This window comes from Brucella sp. BE17 (assembly GCF_039545455.1).
Classification (GTDB): Bacteria; Pseudomonadota; Alphaproteobacteria; order Rhizobiales; family Rhizobiaceae; genus Brucella.
Map to the genome: position 1 here is coordinate 651,446 of NZ_CP154467.1, position 19,688 is coordinate 671,133.

A 19,688-nucleotide genomic window follows, 5' to 3' on the forward strand; every position below is an offset into this window, starting at 1 on the left:
CTTGGCAAGAATTCTTGTGTTTATTTCCTTTTACGGCAAAGGGAAACTTTTTAGAACACAACTGCCGAACGCAACTTCGTTAAGTGGTCCATCAACGGAAATTGTGGCAAGCCCGGCAGTTGGAAACCCCGTATGCAAGTGTTGCAGGCTCTGCCCATCGCCACGGTCGCAAAGCCTTAGCGCAAGATCTTCGATACTTGGATTATGGCCCACAAGCATGAGATCGTTTACATCGCCATGCGCGTGGATTGCAGTCAGATAATCGCGGGTGCCACCACTATATATGGTGTCATCGACAATTGTTTCGATTTCTACGCCGAGCCTCTCCAAAAGGCCGTAAGCAGTTTCACGCGTGCGTCTTGAGCCGGAAAGTACCACACGTTTCGGTAATGAACCGACGGCGCGCATGGCAATTGCCAGCGCATCAAGGGATTTATGCCCTTCATCGTCAAGTGGGCGATCATAATCCGTCATTGCGGGCTTTGCCCTTACGGCTTTTGCGTGGCGCAGGAGAAAAATTTGGCTCATATGCATCGGTTCCGTTATTAGACAGTGAAGGATTAACCGCATTATCGGCGATTTTCGCAAGATCTAAGGCGTAACCCGGTATTCTTTTCAGCAGTAATGCACCCCTTAAACAACCATAATCCGACGATCTTAATCGCTAATGCTGAAACAATGTTTCCGGTTGTCAACCGTTTTCATACTGCTGTGCCGTTTAAGCTCAATTATACGCAATATTTATTCGTTCTATCGGTATTGCATAAAATTTCATCAGAGTTGGACGAAATTTGAGCGCAAAAAAAGAGTGGGTGATGATTGTTTGATGTTGTGTCTATCGACCGTTGCAATTATATAACCGCACACGTCTCCTAGATGTGGGGTGATTCAGAATGAGTGAATTGATTAACCTTGACTATAGGCCCACTGAAGACGAACCGTTCATGAATGAGCGGCAGAAGTCTTACTTCCGTGCGAAACTGGTCGCATGGAGAAATGATATCTTGCGCGAAGCACGCGAAACGCTTGATGCTTTGCAGCAGGAAAATGCAAATCATCCCGACTTGGCGGACAGGGCTTCCTCCGAAACGGACCGTGCGATCGAGCTTCGTGCCCGAGACAGGCAACGCAAGCTGATTTCAAAGATCGACTCGGCTCTCACCCGGATCGATGAAGGAACGTATGGTTTTTGCGAAGAAACCGGCGAGCCGATCAGCCTGAAGCGTCTTGATGCGCGCCCGATAGCTACATTGTCCATTGAGGCACAGGAGCGCCACGAACGCCGGGAAAAAGTGTATCGCGACGATTAGGACGCCGTGCGACACATCCCGTCCGACGCATAAGCGACGTATCTCATCTGTTGGATCTATGTGTCGTAATTTCCAAAAATCGTAATTGATTTTCGGGCTGGTTCCTTAGTAGTTACGGATAAATTTAAAAAGGCTGCGGATAACCGCAGCCTTTTTCTTTATCCGGGTGAGACGCGCCTTAACGCGTCTCTTTCGGTGACAATTCACCCAGAAGCTTTTCCATTTCGCTCTCGATGTCATCCGAGGGTGTTTCATCCGCTGCTGAAATATCGAGCGAACTCAGCAGTTCGTGCTCAAACGAGTCCAACGTAAACTCTGGCTCAGACGAGGATGCTTCCGGGTTGTCTACAATGATATCGCCAGCAAGGTCGGCTGCAATCGCCTCGTGCAGCGCATCGTCGAGATCGTTCAGCTCATCATCTGTGTCGTCAGAGACCGATGCCGCCTTTGTGTGCAAAGAGGGGCGTAGCATCTCTGGTTCGGCATGTTGAGAATTGGTGGAAATGTTGAACTCGGGCAGGTCTGATACAGCTTGCGTTCGCGGAGAGGTTGTCGGCATCTCAGGTTCAATGCGTGTGGAACTAGCGGAAACGTCCAGTTCTGGTGTGACAGGTACAGAAACCTGAGGCGCAGCTGTTGTTTCAGTGGAGGGTTTTGCCGCAGCAAAATCGTCACGTTCAGGCACCACGTTGCCGAGAGCAGAAGAAGCGCTAGTTGATGCTGCGGAACTCGCTGCTGTCGCTGCGGCGGCGGCCGAAGTAGAGCTGAGAACGCCGCGCGAAACCTGACCCAAAGGATAGGCTGGATGCAAGCGGGCGGATGACTGCGCCGAGGTCTGTGGAGGAGGCGATGGCAGAACAGTGCGCGGTTGGGGCGGGTAGTTGGTGACAGAACGCGGCGTCTGATCTTTTGCCTGCTCCGTAGGGCGGACAGGGGCGGGCGACGGCCGTGCTTGATGGACAGGCGGTTGCTGTTTGGGTGCGACGACAGAAGGCTGTTCCGGGGCGTGAACTGGAACGCGAGCTGGAGCCTGAACTGGGGCCTGAACTGGGGATTGTGGCATTGCCGGCTGAGTTGCAGCTACTACGGTTGGCTCATCTTCAATCGGTTTAGGCGAACGGTCGATCGGCGTTTCGATTGCTGAATTGACTTCAATAGCTTGGTCCTGCTCAGCAGGATTTGCCTGCGCCAGCGCCGGACGCTGTTTGCTATCCCCGGCAATCCCGGCCTCATGCTGGCGGAAGCGTTCGATATGTTCAGGTTCGATGCGTCTGGTATCGACGCGGGCACGCGCGCGCGTCTCCTTGACGATATTCTGTTCAACAACGACGTCGGTCGGGCCGCCGATCAAAAGCAGATGTTCCACATCGTCGCGCCGGATCAAGACCAGCTTGCGGCGGCCATCAACTGCTGCCGCATCCATAACAGACAGGCGCGGTTGACGCGTCCGTCCGCCCGAAACGAACGTTCTGCCGCTCAAACGGCGGATCAGCCTGATAACAACGACAATGAAGACGAGAATTATCGCAAATATAAATACAAAGCCGACAATATTAGCTCCGCCTTCTCCAATGATGCCGCTTAGCCATTCCTTCATGCGGATATCCTCTTGAACTCGAAAATTTCAAAACCTGTACACCAAGTCGTTGAACAGTATGACTTGCGCTTTGTGGTAACACTAATTCAATTTACGAAACTTGGAAATATTTCCTCAAGATACACAAAAATCGTGAAAGCCAGTCAAATTAGTGAAAAAGGTATGGTTCCACGAGAGTTTTGCGTTCAAACGCTTGTACTGTTTGCCGATTAACGCATTCTCCGAATCGGATATATCCTTTGTCGATGCATTTTTTTCGTAGCGCCTTTGCGTGATATGAGGCAAATCGGCCAAGGGCAGGGACAGGACGAAATTGACGGATGCGTGGAAAATTCACTTTGCTGGATGAAAACTGCAGCGTTTTGGCGAAAGTTTGCGTAACAAGGCTGGGTAACAGGAAAGGGGGGTGGGCCTGATGTCCAGACCGACGGACAATACATATCCCAAACCGCTCGTCGCGCCAAAGCGCAGTTCCGGTGGTGCCGTGCGCCTGCTCCTTGTCGGCATTGTGATGACTGTGCTTGCAATTGCTTATTTCCTGTTTCGCGACCGGCTGGGTGAACAGTTCGCGCTTGTGCTCATGGGGCTCTTGTCCATGGTCGGCGTTTTTTATCTGCTGGGCGCAGCCAGCGGTCTCATCCAGTTCAGCCAGCGCAAGACCGGACAGGATCTGGCGCAATCCTTTATGGATTCGCAACCCGAAGGTACGGTTATTTCTGATGCACGCGGCCATATCGTCTATGCCAATCAATCCTATGCCAGGATGACCGGCATCGCCGACGCTGACGGTGTACGCTCGCTTGATCATGTGTTGACCGCTCAACCGGATGCTTCCGATGCAATCTACCGGCTGACCAACGCGGTTCGCGATGGGCTTTCTGGGCAGGAAGAAATACGGCTTTCGAGCGGTCTGGCCAATAGTGTCGCAAGTGAAGGGCATGGCGCGCGTCTCCCAGTCTGGTATCGTATCAAGGCGCGTCCGATCGATGCCGGTCCCGATTACAAAGGCCCGCTTGCGGCATGGCAGATCGCCGATATTTCCGATGAGCGCGCCGAGCAGGAGCGTTTTTTTCAGGAATTGCAGGAGGCGATCAACCATCTCGATCACGCGCCTGCCGGTTTCTTTTCCTCCGATGCCACTGGCCGCATTATCTATCTGAACGCCACTCTGGCGGAATGGCTGGGTGTGGACCTAACGACGTTTACGCCGGGTTCCATAGCACTTCATGAAATCGTGGCTGGTAGCGGCATGGCGCTCATCAACGCAGTCAAGCCCGAACCCGGCAGCAGCCGCAATACGGTCATCGATCTTGATCTCATCAAACGCAATGGCCAGAGCCTAGCTGTGCGGTTTTATCACCGGGTTCAGGTGACGCGTGATGGAACGCGTGGCACCACTCGCACCATCGTGCTCGACCGGGCGGAGGGAGATGCATCTTCGGCGGCACTGCGGTCGGCAGAAGTGCGGTTTACTCGTTTTTTCAATTCCGCCCCCATGGCCATCGCCGCAGTCGACGCCCACGGCCAGACCTTGCGCACCAATGCGCGGTTTCTCGATATTTTCTCGACCGTCGTTGACAGGGATTCGGTCGATCATCGCATCAAGCTCGAAAATATTGTGCATGAGCGTGATCGCGAGCGGTTCAACAAGGCGCTTGCGGCAGCTTTTGCCGGACAGGCGAGTATTTCGCCCGTCGATACAGTCCTGCCTGGCAACGAGGAGCGTCATATCCGCTTTTATATGAGCCCGGTGACTGATCTTGGTGGCGAGGCACCCGAAGAGGCGGCGATCATCTCCGCCGTCGAGACGACAGAACAAAAGACGCTGGAAAACCAGATGGCGCAAAGTCAGAAAATGCAGGCGGTCGGCCAGCTTGCAGGTGGTATCGCGCATGACTTCAACAATGTGCTGACGGCGATCATCATGTCGTCTGACCTGCTTTTGACCAATCACCGCGCGTCGGATCCTTCTTTCCCCGACATTATGAATATTAAGCAGAATGCCAACCGGGCTGCTTCGTTGGTGCGCCAGCTTCTGGCTTTTTCGCGCCGCCAGACCTTGCGGCCGGAAGTCTTGGACCTTACCGACGTGCTTGCCGATCTTCGCATGCTTCTGGCGCGTCTCGTCGGCAAGGATATCGAACTCAAGATCGATCATGGTCGCGATCTGTGGCCGGTCAAGGCCGATCTTGGCCAGTTCGAACAGGTGGCCGTCAATCTCGCAGTCAATGCGCGCGATGCAATGCCCGATGGTGGTGCGATCACGTTGCGCACCCGTAATGTGCCTGTGGCGGAAGCTGCAAAGCTCAATTACCACGAATTGCCGGAAGCCGATTACGTGGTTTTCGAGGTCGAGGATACCGGCACCGGAATTCCAGCCGATGTGCTCGAAAAGATTTTCGAACCCTTTTTCACCACCAAGGAAGTCGGCAAGGGCACGGGCCTTGGCCTGTCTATGGTCTATGGCATCATCAAGCAAACCGGTGGTTATATCTATTGCGACTCTGAAGTGGGTAAGGGAACGACGTTCAAGATTTTCCTGCCGCGTCATGTCGTAGAAAAAAGCGCCGCCGACGCGCCGCTGTCTATCAAAGAGAAAAAGCCTGAAAAGGCAGTGGATTTGTCGGGGTCGGCAACGGTGCTGCTGGTCGAGGACGAGGATGCGGTGCGCATGGGTGGCGTGCGCGCGCTCCAGTCGCGCGGTTACACGGTCCACGAGGCGGCCTCCGGTGTGGAAGCGCTCGAAATCCTCGAAGAACTGAATGGTGCGGTCGATATCGTGGTATCGGATGTGGTCATGCCTGAAATGGACGGACCCACCCTGCTGCGCGAGTTGCGCAAGACATACCCCGATATAAAATTCGTCTTCGTTTCCGGCTACGCGGAAGACGCTTTTGCCCGCAATCTTCCGGCTGATGCGAAGTTCGGCTTCCTGCCAAAACCTTTCTCACTCAAGCAGTTGGCGACTACAGTTAAGGAAATGCTGGAGAAAGAAGATTGATGTACTGGCCAAGTCTGAATGCGCATGACTAGGCGGCATGTCGCGATTTTTGGCGGTGGCCCGGCTGGACTTATGGCGGCAGAAAGGCTTTCGCAATTGGGCTATGCCGTAACGGTTTACGAGCAGATGCCGACAGTCGGTCGAAAATTTCTACTCGCTGGTAAATCGGGACTGAACATCACCCATGCGGAGGATTTTTCGGCCTTTTCCGCACGGTTTGGTGGTGCTTCGGAGCGGCTTAGCGCGGCGCTGACAAAATTCGGGCCGAGCGACCTGCGCGCGTGGGCGGACGAGCTGGGTGCGGAAACTTTTATTGGTTCGTCTGGCCGTGTGTTTCCAAAAGCCATGAAAGCCTCACCGCTCCTGCGTGCATGGCTGCGCAGGTTGGAAGCGCAGGGCGTGCAAATATTGACCCGTCACCGTTGGACTGGCTTTGACGGCGGAAAACCAGCTGTCGATACGCCGATGGGTCGGCAGTCAGTTGATTGCGACGCCGCACTTTTCGCCTTCGGTGGCGCAAGCTGGCCGAAACTCGGCTCGGATGGCCATTGGGTGAAATCCTTTTCTGAACAGGGGATCGTGATCAGTCCCTTGCGTCCGGCCAATTGTGGTTTCGATATCGAATGGAGTGACTATTTCAAATCGCGATTTGCGGGTGATCCTGTGCGGTCTGTAACGGTAAAGAGTGGTGCAGGCATCACACAAGGCGAGTTCGTCATCAGCGCATACGGCGTGGAAGGCAGTCTTATTTACGCACATTCATCCGCATTGCGTGATGCGTTGACGTCGAGCGGGCGCGCTGATCTTGTGCTGGATCTTGTGCCGGGCCGCAGTCTTGAACAGCTCGAAACAGATCTGGCTCGGCAGGCGTCCAAATCGAGCTTTGCCAATTTGCTGCGCAAAGGAGCGGGACTTACGGGAGTGAAAGCGGCGTTGGTGAGCGAAGTCTTGCGTGTGAAAGACCCCGCACGGCTTGCCCAGGCGATCAAGGGCTTGAAAATTCCGCTCCTGCGCCCACGGCCAATTGAAGAGGCGATATCGAGCGCCGGGGGTATATCGTGGCATGAAATCGACGAAAACTGGATGCTGCGCAAGCGACCCGGCGTCTTTGTTGCCGGTGAAATGATCGATTGGGAAGCGCCAACTGGTGGTTATCTACTCACTGCATGTTTTGCTACAGGTCGATGCTCTGCCGATGGAATAAATATTTATTTACAATAGCTTATTATTTTTTATTAATGTCTTTAAATGTATATTGGTCTACGACCAACAAGCGGGGGCAAGCGCAGCGCTTGCGTTCTCTTTTCCAAACATCGGCGCGGTACGGCGAGCATTGAGTGCTTTGAGAGCGGCTCGAGCCGCAGCGATAACGCCAATTCTGTTTGGCTCAAAGCTTGACTAACTGCTTGCCTCGTTATGGCGAACGCTTCGCCCCAAATATTCCACCGCTGATCGTTAAGCGTCAAGCTGCATCCACAGGATGCTGCGACCTGAAACCGACGCAAAGACGGTTCCAGACATTGATCGTTGCAATGGCAACGCTGATACGGGTGATTTCTGCCTCTGTGAAGAAGGCCTTGAGTGGCTGAAAGTCTGTGTCAGGGGCGTTCGTGTGAGCGATGTTTGTCAGCGACTCAGTCCAAGCAAGCACCGCGCGTTCACGCGTGTCGAAGACAGGTGATTCTCGCCAGACACAGATGAGGTTGATCCATTGCTCGCTCAGCCCGTCGCGACGTGCCTCCTTGACATGCATGTCAACGCAGTAAGCGCAGCCATTTATCTGTGATGCCCGCAGTTTGATAAGGTGCAGAAGCTGGGGATCAATCCCGGAACTCGTTCGAACATATGTGTCGAGAGCGATGACCGCGTTATAGGCGTCGGGCGCAATTGCGGGGAAGTCGAAGCGCGCTTTCATGGCTGTTATTTCCTGAGTGGTTTTGCTTGAAAGGTTCGCCAGATGCCCGGCGTACCCGGTTCCACGGGGTCATGGTGGGGATATCGAAAGTTTATGGCGGTGCCACGCAGGTCCCAGCGCATCCGCGCTTCAATCGTGGCCTCTAACGCCTTGTCATGGGTTCCAGCCGCCGCTGCCGTAAGCGCGGGTTATGACTTCGAGCAGATGCCCGTTCGGGTCGTTAAAATAGAGACCGCGCCCACCGTCATGGTCGTTCATCCCGGGCTTCTGCCTTTCAGGGTCAGCCCAATAACTTAAGCCGAGTACCTCGAGCCGTTTATGCAAAGCGTCGAAATTCGTGTCATCGATGAGGAAGGCGTAATGCTGGGGTACGATAGCGTTCTTCACCTCCATGTAGTCCAGATTGGCGCCATTGTCGGTGGTGACCATCCAGAACGGACCCCATTCGCGTGGGGGCTGCAATCCTAAGATTTCGGTCAGGAACTGGGCAGAGCCATGGGCGTCTCGTGTCGTCAGGATGGTATGGTTGAAGTCGACACTCATCTACGGCCTCCGCGTCTGTTGCTTACAGGCTTTGGTTCGATCTGTCTTAGCGTTGAGATCACCACGATCACTGCGATCAATGCCGCACCCGCCACAATATATGCGGCAGCTTCCCAGCCAAACCGATCCAGTGCGTCGCCGATAGCCGTGGGACCAAGAAGCTGACCGAGATTGTTGCCTTGAACGATCAGGCCCAGAACGATCGGAGTCAATCCTGCCGCCGGTGCCACCATTGGTGCGGAGGACAGCAGGACCGCCGGGATCAAGCCGCCTACGGCGGAGAACAACAGGCATAGGCCAAAGGCGGTATTGTCTGAAAGAAAGGGCAGGAAGATACCGAAGCTCGTTAGTCCCATAACCAGGCATGCAGCAATCAGAAGCGCTGGCCTGCTCAGGCCTTTGGACAGGAGCAAGCCTGCGATTAGATTGCCGATGATGTTTACGGTCGAAGCCGACGCGCTGAGCAATCCAGCCGTCTGGTGCGTCACTCCCAGCCGCTCCATAAGCAATACCGGCAGAAAGCTGAACACCGCGAAAAACATCAGGCTGTAAAGCGCAAAGGTAACAGACAGGCCAACAGATCTCGGGTCGCGCGATACCGCTATTATATCTAGACGCAAGCCGCATAAGGCCATGGGATAGCCTTGCGGGCTTGCAGGAATAACGAGTGGAACGGCAATACAGATGGCCATCGCGAGCGCGCTGCTCGCCCACCACATCGCCGACCAGCTCTCGAACAGCGGCCCAATCAACATTGCCGTGGCCATTCCGGCTGGCATAAAACAGCTCCAGAGTGCGAAAGACAGGTCACGATCTGTAGGCCGCGCAACTTCATCGAGCAATGAGGGCGCTGCGACAGTTACAAGAAGGAAGCCAGCGCCTTCAATAATGCGGCCAACAAAAAGGCCGGGAAGTGACGGTATCGCCGCGCCTAATGCCGCGCCGGCTGCTGTTACTAAAAGCCCGACTATCAGGATACGCCGAGCACCGAAACGCGCCACAAAAGCGCCCGTCGGAATGCCGCCGAAAAGCCCGATCAGCGCAAAGATTCCGGCGAGCCAGCCGATCGTTGTCAGACCGATTCCAAGATCATCCTGCAGCATGGGTGCCGCGATCGCCGCCTTGCCAACCTGCAAGGCCGCCGCAATGCCGCTCAAGACGATGACCAGCACAGCGGTCCAGTTGGTGGAGGCCGCTTTCGTCGTTGAAATTATGCTCATGATACAGCCTTTGCGGCGCGGCCGACCATCAGCGTTGCGGCAATTTCAGCTATATGCCGACCCTGGAAGCGTGCGCCATCCAGTTCGTTTTCACTGACCTCGCGATGCCCGCCATTGCCATCATCGGCCAGTGTCGATGCACCATAGGGCGAGCAGCCAGTGATTTCGTCCATCCGCATCTGGCCCTTAAAGGTGTAGGGCAGACCGACAATGATCATCCCAAGATGGAATAATACTGTTTGGGTGGACTGGATTGTCGTTTCCTGCCCGCCATGCTGGCTGCCTGTGGAGGTGAAGACGCCGCCCACTTTCCCCACCAGCTTATCCTCGACCCAGAGCCCGCCGGTCTGATCGAGAAAATTCTTCATCTGCGACGCCATGTTGCCAAAGCGGGTGGGCGTACCAATGATAATCGCGTCGTAATCGACGAGTTCGGTTACGGTAACGACGCTTGCGGATTGGTCGAGCTTATAGCCAGATTTTTCCGCTGCCGCTTCGGGAACAAGCTCCGGCACTCGCCTGATGGTCACATCTGCTCCCGCCTCACGCGCACCATCAGCTACCGCCAAAGCCATCGTCTCGATGTGCCCATAGGAAGAATAGTAAAGCACCAGCACTTTCGTCATCTCTGTGACCTCGCATTAATTTAGGACTATGCAGAGCTTGCCACATGATATTGAACTGACTAAGTGATATAAAATGCATAAAGATGATCATGGAAAGCGATCATGTTGGACGCACTTACGCTCGATCAGATCCGGACTTTCGTGACGATCGCCGACAGCGGCAGCTTTCGCTCAGCCGCCCAGAAGCTCTCTCGTGTCCAGTCGGGCGTGAGCGTTGCCATCGCCAATCTGGAAGCGACACTTGGTGTGGCGTTATTTGACCGGTCAGGGCACAGACCGGTCCTTACCCCGCAGGGAAGGGTGCTGCTTGGCAATGCGCGCGACATCATCCTGCGCGTGGACGTATTGCGTGCACAGGCGCGTGGCTTCGTGCACGGCGTGGAAACTGAACTCGTGATTTTCGTCGACACGCTCTATCCGATGCAGGCGCTTGCACGCGCGATCTCGCAGATGCGACACCATTTTCCCGCTGTTGCCATCCGGGTGTGGACGGAGGCTCTGGGTGGCCCGCTCGATGCCCTGAGAAATAACCGCTGTACACTTGCCGTGATGGTCGGAGAAGACTTCCGCGACCCGCGCATCAAGTTCGAGCCGTTGACGTCCATTAGCCAGGTTGCGGTCGTTGCTTCTACGCATCCCCTGGCCCTTGGCCAGACAGGCCAAACACTGGAGCTGATGGATATCGCCGATCATCTTCAGATCGTTCTGACCGATCCGTCCGATATATCTGCGGGCCGCGATTTCGGCGTGGTCTCGTCACATACCTGCCGCGTCAATACGCAGGATGCCAAGCACAATCTGATCCTGGGTGGAGCAGGCTGGGGTCGGCTACCTTACTGGCTCGTAGAACGGGACCTGGAGCAGGGCACACTCATGCGCCTAAATATCAGCGCTATGGGCTTAAATGGAGAGGTGTTGTCCAGCTCCTATATCGCCCACCGCCGGGACGAGGCGCTGAGGCCAGCCGCGCAAAAGCTTGCCGATCTGTTGATCGGCAATTAAACGGGCTGTGGCCTCGACATCTGAACGATGAAGCCATTGCGGGCGCGGTGGCTCAGGTTTACATTTTGCATGTCGGGCCGTCCGCCAAAACGGGGGATCGCGACGATCATATGCGCGCCGTTAGGAAATAGATATTGTAGGGTCGCCGCTTGCGCTGTCGGCGGCTATTGCACTCCATAAAATTCCCTTTAACGCGCCTTAAACTTGGTTCTTTGACATCGTTAAACCGTGGCCACCCGATCTTTCGCGCTAAAATACATGGTCTTTAGGGTCAGGACTCGTTAAATCCAAGCCAGAAGATCACGGCTGCAGCGAAGCATATGCTTGAGAAGAATGCGTGGGCGCATGGGTCGTATCGTGTATGAATTCTCCTCCAGTCCTTAAGCTTGCCGAACATGTTTTCGATTTTGTGGCGCTTTTTATAGAGCACCGGGTCATACGGGATGGCGAGTTTGCGGTTTGCCCGAGATGGAATGCACGCGGTAATCTTACGGGCTGCCAAGGCGTCTCGAAACCAGTCGGCGTCATACCCCTTGTCAGCCAACAAGGATTTGGCCTTGGGAAACGCGGGAAGCATCTTTGCCGCTCCTTTATAATCGCTCATCTGCCCTTCGCTCAGAAGCAGGATGAGTGGTCGACCGTGATCATCGCAGACGGCATGCAGCTTAGAGTTCAGCCCGCCTTTGGTCCGCCCAATACGTCTGGGAACATCCCCTTTTTTAGCAGACTGGCTGCGGTACGGTGGGCTTTCAAGTGGGTGGCGTCGATCATCAGTTGTTCGAGCTTACCGCGTTTGGCGGTCAGTTCGGCAAGAATGCGGTTGAACACGCCCAGCCTACTCCACCGGATGAAACGGTTATAGATCGTCTTGTGTGGACCGTATTCTCTCGGTGCGTCACGCCAACGCAGCCCATTGCGCAAAACAAAGATGATGCCACTCAAAATTAGACGGTCATCAACGCGCGGAATGCCGTGCGACAGCGGAAAATACGGTTCGATGCCGCGCATCTGCACCTCTGAAAACAACAGTAACTCACTCATCGCGGAACTCCTTTCGATCCAAATGAATCAAAGCCTCCGCAGAGGTGCAAGTTATTTAATAGGTCCTGACCCTAGGTGAGTTGAACCTGTGGTCACTGTCTTAAATATCTCTAAATTATTGATTTTTATGGCGCGCCGTGCCGGGTGATGATGAGAACTACGTTTACGCTATAGCCCTCCTTCAGGTCGAGTTCGATCCTGATATTTGAATTTGGTCATTGGGGTTTCTCTGCCTGCTTCGGGCAAAGCAGATCGACGACGCTGGCAAGCTGCATTTCATGGGCATCTTCCGCCACGGTTCGGGCGAGGATTTCGAGAACGGTAGCGGTGACGCTGCGGGCGGCCTCGACCAGTGAGTGGCCTTGTGTGAGCTTGGCGGTCAGCAGGCCCGTGTAGAGGTCGCCGGTGCCGACCGGAACGATGGGCAGGCGCGGCGATGTCAGCCGCGTGCAGGATTTGCCGTCGAATACGACGTTCTCAAGGGAACCGTTCGGGGTGTCGCCCAGGGTGAAGCCGGTGACGACCAATCTTGCGCCGCGCTGCGCCTGGATTTTCATCGCCGCCGCCTCGATCTGCGGCCAGTTCGCAGGCTGGCTTTGCGTTATCAGCCCGATCTCGAACTGATTGGGCGTCAGCAGATCGGCTAGCGGCACAAGTTCGCTGCAAATACACTCGACCACCTGATGGGCGACGAATACCCAAAGAGTGGAATCGCCCATCACCGGGTCACAGATATAGGTGATGTCCGGATTGATCTGGCGTGCGCGCCGCACGAAGGCCGCGACCACATCCCCATTCGCACGGGAGCCGAGATAACCGGAAACGATATAGCGGCTCGTCTCGATCAGCCCGCGTTCCTCGACGCCGCGCAGCAAATCGCCGACAAGCTCGGATTCGAGGACACGCCCGCGCATGGTTTCAAAACCGGGATGGTTTGACAGCAAGGTCGTCGGCACCGCCGCCACACTCAGCCCGTGCGCCTGCATGAGCAGCATGGTTGCGCTGTTGCCGACATGCCCATGCACGACCTGGCTCTGGATCGAGATGACGGATGTAGTCATCACCGTCACTTCGCCGCTCCCTCGTTCACGGTCAGGTCGGCCCGTTCACGGCGCGGCAGACGGCCATTCAGAACCATGTAAGCGACAAGGCCGATCACCAGCCCCCAGAACGCACCGCCGATGCCAAGCAGTTTGATATTGGCAGCGGACGCCAGGAAGGTGATGAGCGCCGCTTCGCGCGAAGCCGGATCGGCCATCGCTCCGGCGAGGCTGCCGCCGATAGTGCCGAGCAACGCCAGGCCGGCGAGCGTCGTGATGAAGGTCGCCGGGAAGGCCATGAAGACGGCGGCGAGCGTGACGCCGAACACGCCGACCAACACATAGAAGCAGCCGGCCGCGATACCCGCGATCCAGCGCTTACGCGGGTCTTCATGGGCTTCCCTACCGGTGGCTATTGCCGCCGTGATGGCCGCGATGTTGAAGGCATGGGAGCCGAACGGGGCCGTGATGAGGGAACCGAGGCCCGTCACGGTGACGATGGGATTGGCACTCGTCTTGAAGCCGTCATTCCGCAACACCAGCATTCCCGGCATGTATTGGCCGGTCAGCGTGATGAGGAACAGAGGGAGCGCAACGGACAGAAGCGCATTCAGCGAAAATTCCGGCACAGTGAAGACGGGCGCGGCAAACTCCAGTTTCAGTCCTGATAGATCGACCTGGCCCTGCGTCAGCAGGAAGACCAGCCCGAGAACGAGGATGCCGACCACGGCATAGAGGGCGGAGAAGCGCTTCAACACGACATAGGCGACGATCAGGAGGCCGACCAGCAGCGGATCGACGCTTGCACCACCGAATGCGCCGATGCCGAATTGCAGCAGAATGCCCGCAAGCAGACCGGAGGCGATGACCGGCGGAATCAGCCGGATCAACTTCTCGAAATAGCCCGACAGCCCAAGCGCGACGAAGGCCACCGCCGAGATCATGTAAGCGCCGACCGCCTCCGCGTAGGGCGTTGTTGCCAATGCGGTGACAAGGAACGCCGCCGCAGGCGTGGACCAGGCGGTGATGATCGGTTCGCGAAACCTCCAGCTCAGGAACAGTCCGGTCAACCCGACGCCAATCGAAACCGACCAGATCCAGGAGGCCGTCAATTCCGGGCTAAGCCCCGCAACTTTCGCGGCCTGAAAGACCAGAATGAAGGTGCCACCATAGTTGACGATGACGGAGATCAGCCCCGCCACGATTGGGTGGGTCAGATCGTTGAGACGGGTGGGCGATGAACTGGAGGGCATGGTCGTGACGAAACTCCTGAAGGCTTTGGGACCGCGAAGGCGATGAATTGTCTTGACAACTAGCTGACCAATGGCCTGATTTAACCATCCAATTTTTCAGAGAGATTCAGACCATTTGTTCAAGCACTCCCAACTCGAATCCGTGAAGGCATGGCTTGCCCATCCCGCCCATGCGGCGATGCCGCTTCATGCGCGGATTCAGCGGGCGATCCGGCAACTGATCGTCGATGGCGCACTTGGGCCGGGCAAACCGCTCCCGGCGTCGCGTGCGCTCGCAAATTCGTTGGGGGTGTCACGCGACACGATTGAAGCCGCTTACGCGCAGCTTCATGCCGAGGGGTTCATCGACCGCCGTGTCGGCAGCGGCAGTTTCGTCGCGCAGATCACAGAGTTCACGCCCGGCCGCCGTCTTTCCCAGCGTGACGCGCTCGCGCGTAACCAGGCTCCGAACCTCAGCAAGCGCGGCAACGGCATGTTCCGCAGCGGCGGGGTGCGCGAGATGCTGACCCCGCGCCCCTTTGCGCATGGCGTGCCGGAAACCCGGACATTTCCGCTTCCGCTCTGGGAGAGGCTGGAACGGCAGGTGCGCAAGGAGGTCGGCGCGCAGGCCCTCCATCACGGCGATCCGCAGGGAACCGAGCCGCTGCGCCGCGCCATTGCCGACTATGTGAACCTTGAGCGCGGTGCGCGCGCCACCGCCGACCGCGTATTAGTGCTGACCAGTTCGCAGCAAGCCATGTCGCTCTGCGCCAATATGCTGCTCGATCCCGGTGATCGGATCTTTATCGAAGACCCGGCCTATTACGGCGCGCGCAAAGCCTTCGATGCGGCAGGATTGGAGTGTTTGCCGATCCGCGTTGACCGACAGGGCATCGTGGTCGAGCAGATCAAGGCCGAACCACGAAAGGCGAAGGCCGTCTTCCTCACGCCTTCGCATCAATTCCCGACCGGCGCGACGCTGGCGCTGGATCGCCGGCTCGCCCTGATCGAATGGGCCGCCCGGCATCAGGCCTGGATTGTCGAGGACGATTACGACAGCGAGTTTCACTATGCGGGCAAGCCGACAGCTTGCGTGCAGGGCCTCGATCCGCATGATCGCACCATCTATATTGGCACCTTCACCAAGTCGCTCTTTCCGGGCTTGCGGATTGGCTATGTCGTATTGCCACCGCAACTGGTGAAGCCGATGACCGTGGCGCGCACGCTGCTGGACGGTCACACGGCGCCCATGGCGCAACTGACACTGGCCCGCTTTATGGAAGGCGGGCATTTCGGCGCGCATGTCCGCACCATGCGCGGCATCTATGCCGAACGGCTCGAAGTGCTCGTCGGGCTGGTCAACAAGCACCTCTCGGATTTCGTCGAACCGCGCGCTCCCATCGGCGGGCTGCAAATGCCCTGCTTGCTGACAGGCGATCTATCCGAGCGCACCGCCATCGACGCGGCGCGACGTGTCGGGATCGAACTTCTCGGACTGTCGGCGCTGCACGCATCAGGCGAAGCCAGGGCCGGTTTCCTGATGGGCTTTGCCGCCTATACGCCGGCCGAGATCGAGGTTGCGGTCAAGAAGCTCGCAAATGCGCTCCGGGCGATATCGAAACCATAGATCGGCCGTTTCCATCTTAAATCGAATGGTCTGATCGACTCGCAGCAAGTGGAGGGGAACAGCAGACCACACTCATGAGACGTGCTGGTGAAACACCGCCGCGCGAGCCAACCCGGCGGCGAACCAGTTATCAGCACCATGAAGGAGATCAGCAATGCAAACATCGGCCGCGCCGCACGCCGTCCATAATGTCAAAAAAGCAGGTGTGAGCGCAGCCGGGTTGTCCGTCGCCGATAACGCCGTTGCCACCGCAATCGTCAGCGAAACGATCCGGCAGCGCGAATCCATCGAACTGATCGCCTCGGAGAATTTCGTGAGCCAGGCCGTGCTTGATGCGCAAGGGTCGGTGCTCACCAACAAATATGCCGAAGGCTATCCGCATCGCCGCTATTATGGTGGTTGCGCCAATGTCGATGTCGTCGAGGATTTGGCGATTGAGCGGCTGAACAGGCTGTTCGGCAGCACCTACGCCAATGTGCAGCAGCATTCGGGCAGTCAGGCCAACCAGTCGGTTTTCCTCGCGCTGCTCAACCCCGGCGATACGATCCTCGGACTCGACCTCAAGGCGGGTGGGCATCTTACCCATGGAGCTGCGGTAAACATGTCGGGCCGCTGGTTCCACGTCGTCAGCTATGGCGTGGACCCCGAAACCCATCTCATCGACATGGATCAGGTTGCCGCACTTGCCCGTCAGCATCGCCCCAGGCTGATGATTGCCGGCGGCTCGGCCTATCCGCGCGTCATGGACTTTGCGCGCTTCCGCCAGATCGCCAATGACGTCGGCGCGATCCTGCTGGTCGATATGGCGCACTTCGCCGGCCTCGTAGCTGGCGGCGTCTATCCGTCGCCCGTTCCCTTTGCCGATGTCGTCACCTCGACCACGCACAAGACCTTGCGCGGACCACGCGGCGGGTTCGTCCTGACCAATGACGCGGAGATCGCGAAGAAGATCAATCCGGCGGTCTTTCCCGGTCTGCAAGGTGGTCCGCTCATGCACGTCATCGCCGCGAAAGCCGTGGCGTTCGGCGAGGCGCTGGAACCCTCATTCCAGACCTATGCGCGGGCGGTGGTCGAGAACTGTCAGGCGCTGGCGCAGGCTCTTGCTGATGGCGGGTTGAAGATCACCTCCGGCGGAACGGATTGCCATCTGGCCGTGGTCGATCTTCGTCCCATCGGCGTAACAGGCAATATCGCCGAGAAGGCATTGGAATCTGTCGGCATCACACTCAACAAGAACGCCATTCCCAACGACCCGGAAAAGCCGATGGTCACATCAGGCATCCGTGTCGGCAGCGCCGCCGGGACATCGCGTGGCTTTGGTGTCGAGGAATATCGCCAGATTGCCGCATTCATGCTCGACACTCTTGAAGCTGTCCGTAGCGGAACGCTCGATGCCCGCCGGCCGGAGATCAATGGCCAAGTGCGCCAACTCGTCGCGCGTTTCCCGTTGCCCTATTGATCGGGGGCGAGATTGGCATGAACACACAATCTAAGATCGACCTTTCGCCAGAGGACATCGCTCGCTTCGGCAACGATCCCGCCACGACATTCGCGGCGAACCTGAAAGCCGTGCAGGCGCGTATCGCGGCTGCCTGCCACCGCTGCGGGCGGCCCGCTGACGACGTGCGCCTTCTTCCCGTCACCAAGACGGTCCCGGCTCACGTCTTGCGGCTCGCCCATACTGCCGGAATTTCTGATTTCGGGGAAAACAAGCTCCAGGAGGCTCGCGACAAGCAGGCAAGCTTGAGCGATTTGCCGATCCGCTGGAGCATCATCGGCCACCTCCAGACCAACAAGGTGAAATATCTGGTCCGGCTGGCAACGGAGTTTAATGCACTCGACAGCTTCCGGCTGGCAGAGGAACTGAATCACCGGCTCGATGCCCTCAATCGCGATCTCAACGTGTTCGTGCAGGTGAACACGTCCGGCGAGGAAAGCAAATATGGTCTGCATCCCGACGATCTTATGCCTTTTGCCGCGCGCCTGTCCGAATATCCCCGGCTCAAGCCGTGTGGTCTGATGACGCTGGCGATCTTCAGCTCCGATCACGAGCGGGTGCGCGCCTGCTTTCGCCTGCTGCGCGATCTGCGGGATCGCGCCGTGGCAACTCATGCCGGCCTGACGCAGCTATCCATGGGCATGTCGGGGCATTTCGAGATCGCCATCGAGAAGGGCGCGAACGTCGTGCGGGTTGGCCAGGCCATCTTCGGTGCGCGGCCGACCGGCAATGCCTACTATTGGCCCGGTTTCGGTGAAGCGTGAATAGCTGCATATTTAGCGATATCCGGTCAGGTAGTTCAGAATGCTCCTATATCCGACCGGCTTATATAGCCCGCAGGGGCCAACAGGGTTCGAAGCGCGACGCTTTGGTTATGCATTACCAATCGGTCGATCAAGCGCGTGAAGATCAGGGAAAGCATCAACCGCGTGGCTTCGGCGACATGACCTTCGTTTGCAGCCGCTGCGACTTGCATGGAGGCTTGGCGCCGGGGTTTTGTGCGCTGGCGCTCTATTGGATCAGCATTGCTACGGCTCGACCCTATTCAACCGAGGTCTTCTACAGCAACGGCGAGATGATCGACGATGGCTCGCACTTTTGCTGAAGGCCTCTGACCGGCCGGGAAGACTGCGTAAACTTCAGCCGGTTCGAGCTTATATGCTTCGAGTAATTGTGTAAGTTGGCCGGTGCGCAGTTCATCGCCGGCCATTACACGAGTACCAAGTGAGATGCCTTGACCCGCTACTGTGGCCGCCAGAACGCCCGCGGCAGAGTTGATCCAAAGCCTTGCAGTGACGTCGACTGAGGTCACTGTCTTGTTGCGTCCGAAACGCCAGCTTTCGCTACCCAAAGAGTCATGTTGAACGATGCAGTCATGCTGGGCGAGGTCGGCTGGCGTATTGGGCACGCCGCGAGCTGATAGATAAGAAGGTGCTGCAAGCACCAGCCGTTCTACAGTGGCGAGCTTGCGCGCCGAAAGAAGAGTCGTCCAGTTGCCCGACATTGATGCGGATGGCCAGATCGACACCGTCAGTGATGAGGTTCTTTCGCGCGTCAGTCATGACCAACTCGACCTTCAGGTCGGGATGTCGCGAGAGGAAAGGTGTCAGCGCCGGAATGATCGCGCGAGTGCCATACATTAGCGGTATGGCGAGACGCAGCACGCCGTGGAGGGAATCCAAGCCGCGGGTCGCTTGCTCGGCCTCTTCCAATTCCGCGAGCACGTGTTTTGCGCGCTCCAGATAGAGGGCACCCGCATCGGTGAGCGAGAGGCTGCGCGTAGTGGGCAGCAGAAGCTTCGTGCCCAGCCGCTCTTCAAGAGCGCCGATGATCCGCGTCACCGATTGCTGTGAAAGCCTCAGCTCGCGTCCCGCTCGTGAAAGGCTTCCACTCTCCGCCACGCGGACGAAAACCATCATCTCCTGCCAGCGATCACTCATTCGAAATCCGGATATATGCTCTTTGAGTTGAAGCAATACACCTGATTTCTCGAATGACCCAATTTTCTGCTCACAGCAGCTTTGCCGCAGGCATGG

18 protein-coding genes are annotated in these 19,688 nt (G+C 57.1%); 7 read left to right on the forward strand and 11 right to left on the reverse strand.

Annotated features, from left to right (window positions below; all coding sequences use genetic code 11):
* Nucleotides 1-30: 30 nt before the first annotated feature.
* Complete coding sequence (locus tag AAIB41_RS03165) at nucleotides 31-528, reverse strand: histidine phosphatase family protein (RefSeq protein WP_343314159.1); 498 nt, start codon at nucleotides 526-528, stop codon at nucleotides 31-33.
* Between the two features lie 365 nt (nucleotides 529-893).
* Between AAIB41_RS03165 and dksA the strand changes: the two genes are divergently transcribed.
* On the forward strand, nucleotides 894-1,310 hold the full coding sequence (dksA, locus tag AAIB41_RS03170; protein WP_343314160.1) for an RNA polymerase-binding protein DksA: 417 nt from the start codon (nucleotides 894-896) through the stop codon (nucleotides 1,308-1,310).
* Between the two features lie 178 nt (nucleotides 1,311-1,488).
* Here the strand turns inward: dksA and AAIB41_RS03175 are convergent, their stop codons facing one another.
* A complete protein-coding gene (locus AAIB41_RS03175; protein ID WP_343314161.1) occupies nucleotides 1,489-2,907 on the reverse strand; it encodes a hypothetical protein in 1,419 nt (472 codons plus the stop codon).
* 415 nt (nucleotides 2,908-3,322) lie between these two features.
* Here AAIB41_RS03175 and AAIB41_RS03180 point away from each other — a divergent pair, with 415 nt between their 5' ends.
* Both AAIB41_RS03180 and AAIB41_RS03185 read left to right on the forward strand, forming a co-directional pair.
* Nucleotides 3,323-5,908, forward strand: a complete 2,586-nt coding sequence (locus AAIB41_RS03180) for an ATP-binding protein (RefSeq protein WP_343314162.1) — start codon at nucleotides 3,323-3,325, stop codon at nucleotides 5,906-5,908.
* A gap of 24 nt (nucleotides 5,909-5,932) precedes the next feature.
* Nucleotides 5,933-7,129 carry a TIGR03862 family flavoprotein gene (locus tag AAIB41_RS03185; protein WP_343314163.1) on the forward strand — a complete coding sequence of 399 codons (1,197 nt, stop codon included), beginning with the start codon at nucleotides 5,933-5,935 and terminating at the stop codon, nucleotides 7,127-7,129.
* Between the two features lie 241 nt (nucleotides 7,130-7,370).
* Here AAIB41_RS03185 and AAIB41_RS03190 read toward each other — a convergent pair whose 3' ends face one another.
* From AAIB41_RS03190 to wrbA, 4 genes are all read right to left on the reverse strand, one after another.
* Entirely contained in the window at nucleotides 7,371-7,823 is a 453-nt protein-coding gene (locus AAIB41_RS03190; RefSeq protein WP_343314164.1) for a carboxymuconolactone decarboxylase family protein, read from the reverse strand.
* Nucleotides 7,824-7,976: 153 nt separating this feature from the next.
* Nucleotides 7,977-8,366, reverse strand: coding sequence for a VOC family protein (locus tag AAIB41_RS03195; protein ID WP_343314165.1), 390 nt, complete (start codon nucleotides 8,364-8,366; stop codon nucleotides 7,977-7,979).
* On the reverse strand, nucleotides 8,363-9,586 hold the full coding sequence (locus AAIB41_RS03200) for an MFS transporter (RefSeq protein WP_343314166.1): 1,224 nt from the start codon (nucleotides 9,584-9,586) through the stop codon (nucleotides 8,363-8,365). The genes AAIB41_RS03195 and AAIB41_RS03200 overlap by 4 nt, the downstream gene beginning before the upstream one ends.
* Nucleotides 9,583-10,212 carry an NAD(P)H:quinone oxidoreductase gene (wrbA, locus tag AAIB41_RS03205; protein WP_343314167.1) on the reverse strand — a complete coding sequence of 210 codons (630 nt, stop codon included), beginning with the start codon at nucleotides 10,210-10,212 and terminating at the stop codon, nucleotides 9,583-9,585. The genes AAIB41_RS03200 and wrbA overlap by 4 nt, the downstream gene beginning before the upstream one ends.
* Nucleotides 10,213-10,314: 102 nt before the next feature.
* On the opposite strand from wrbA, the gene AAIB41_RS03210 reads away from it, so the two are divergent.
* Nucleotides 10,315-11,214, forward strand: a complete 900-nt coding sequence (locus AAIB41_RS03210) for a LysR family transcriptional regulator (protein ID WP_343314168.1) — start codon at nucleotides 10,315-10,317, stop codon at nucleotides 11,212-11,214.
* A 271-nt stretch (nucleotides 11,215-11,485) separates the two neighbouring features.
* Here AAIB41_RS03210 and AAIB41_RS03215 read toward each other — a convergent pair.
* The 3 genes from AAIB41_RS03215 to AAIB41_RS03225 all read right to left on the reverse strand — a co-directional run bounded on the left by AAIB41_RS03215 (nucleotide 11,486) and on the right by AAIB41_RS03225 (nucleotide 14,548).
* Nucleotides 11,486-12,255 (reverse strand): IS5 family transposase gene (locus tag AAIB41_RS03215; RefSeq protein WP_343314169.1). Its coding sequence is split into 2 segments (ribosomal slippage): nucleotides 11,486-11,922 and nucleotides 11,922-12,255, totalling 771 coding nucleotides; the frame shifts between segments, so codons are not numbered across the junction.
* 215 nt (nucleotides 12,256-12,470) lie between these two features.
* Nucleotides 12,471-13,316 (reverse strand): pyridoxal kinase, encoded by an 846-nt coding sequence (pdxY, locus tag AAIB41_RS03220; RefSeq protein ID WP_343314794.1) that lies wholly within the window; start codon nucleotides 13,314-13,316, stop codon nucleotides 12,471-12,473.
* A gap of 5 nt (nucleotides 13,317-13,321) precedes the next feature.
* Nucleotides 13,322-14,548 (reverse strand): benzoate/H(+) symporter BenE family transporter, encoded by a 1,227-nt coding sequence (locus AAIB41_RS03225; RefSeq protein ID WP_343314170.1) that lies wholly within the window; start codon nucleotides 14,546-14,548, stop codon nucleotides 13,322-13,324.
* 115 nt (nucleotides 14,549-14,663) lie between these two features.
* Here AAIB41_RS03225 and AAIB41_RS03230 point away from each other — a divergent pair, with 115 nt between their 5' ends.
* The 3 genes from AAIB41_RS03230 to AAIB41_RS03240 all read left to right on the forward strand — a co-directional run bounded on the left by AAIB41_RS03230 (nucleotide 14,664) and on the right by AAIB41_RS03240 (nucleotide 18,416).
* The gene (locus tag AAIB41_RS03230) at nucleotides 14,664-16,154 is read left to right on the forward strand and encodes a PLP-dependent aminotransferase family protein (protein ID WP_343314171.1); all 1,491 of its coding nucleotides are present in this window, start codon (nucleotides 14,664-14,666) and stop codon (nucleotides 16,152-16,154) included.
* A 154-nt stretch (nucleotides 16,155-16,308) separates the two neighbouring features.
* On the forward strand, nucleotides 16,309-17,613 hold the full coding sequence (glyA, locus tag AAIB41_RS03235) for a serine hydroxymethyltransferase (RefSeq protein ID WP_343314172.1): 1,305 nt from the start codon (nucleotides 16,309-16,311) through the stop codon (nucleotides 17,611-17,613).
* Between the two features lie 17 nt (nucleotides 17,614-17,630).
* Nucleotides 17,631-18,416 carry a YggS family pyridoxal phosphate-dependent enzyme gene (locus AAIB41_RS03240; protein WP_343314173.1) on the forward strand — a complete coding sequence of 262 codons (786 nt, stop codon included), beginning with the start codon at nucleotides 17,631-17,633 and terminating at the stop codon, nucleotides 18,414-18,416.
* Nucleotides 18,417-18,697: 281 nt separating this feature from the next.
* Here the strand turns inward: AAIB41_RS03240 and AAIB41_RS03245 are convergent, their stop codons facing one another.
* A complete protein-coding gene (locus tag AAIB41_RS03245) occupies nucleotides 18,698-19,096 on the reverse strand; it encodes a substrate binding domain-containing protein (RefSeq protein WP_343314174.1) in 399 nt (132 codons plus the stop codon).
* A complete protein-coding gene (locus AAIB41_RS03250) occupies nucleotides 19,026-19,592 on the reverse strand; it encodes a LysR family transcriptional regulator (RefSeq protein WP_343314175.1) in 567 nt (188 codons plus the stop codon). The genes AAIB41_RS03245 and AAIB41_RS03250 overlap by 71 nt, the downstream gene beginning before the upstream one ends.
* Between the last annotated feature and the right edge of the window lie 96 nt (nucleotides 19,593-19,688).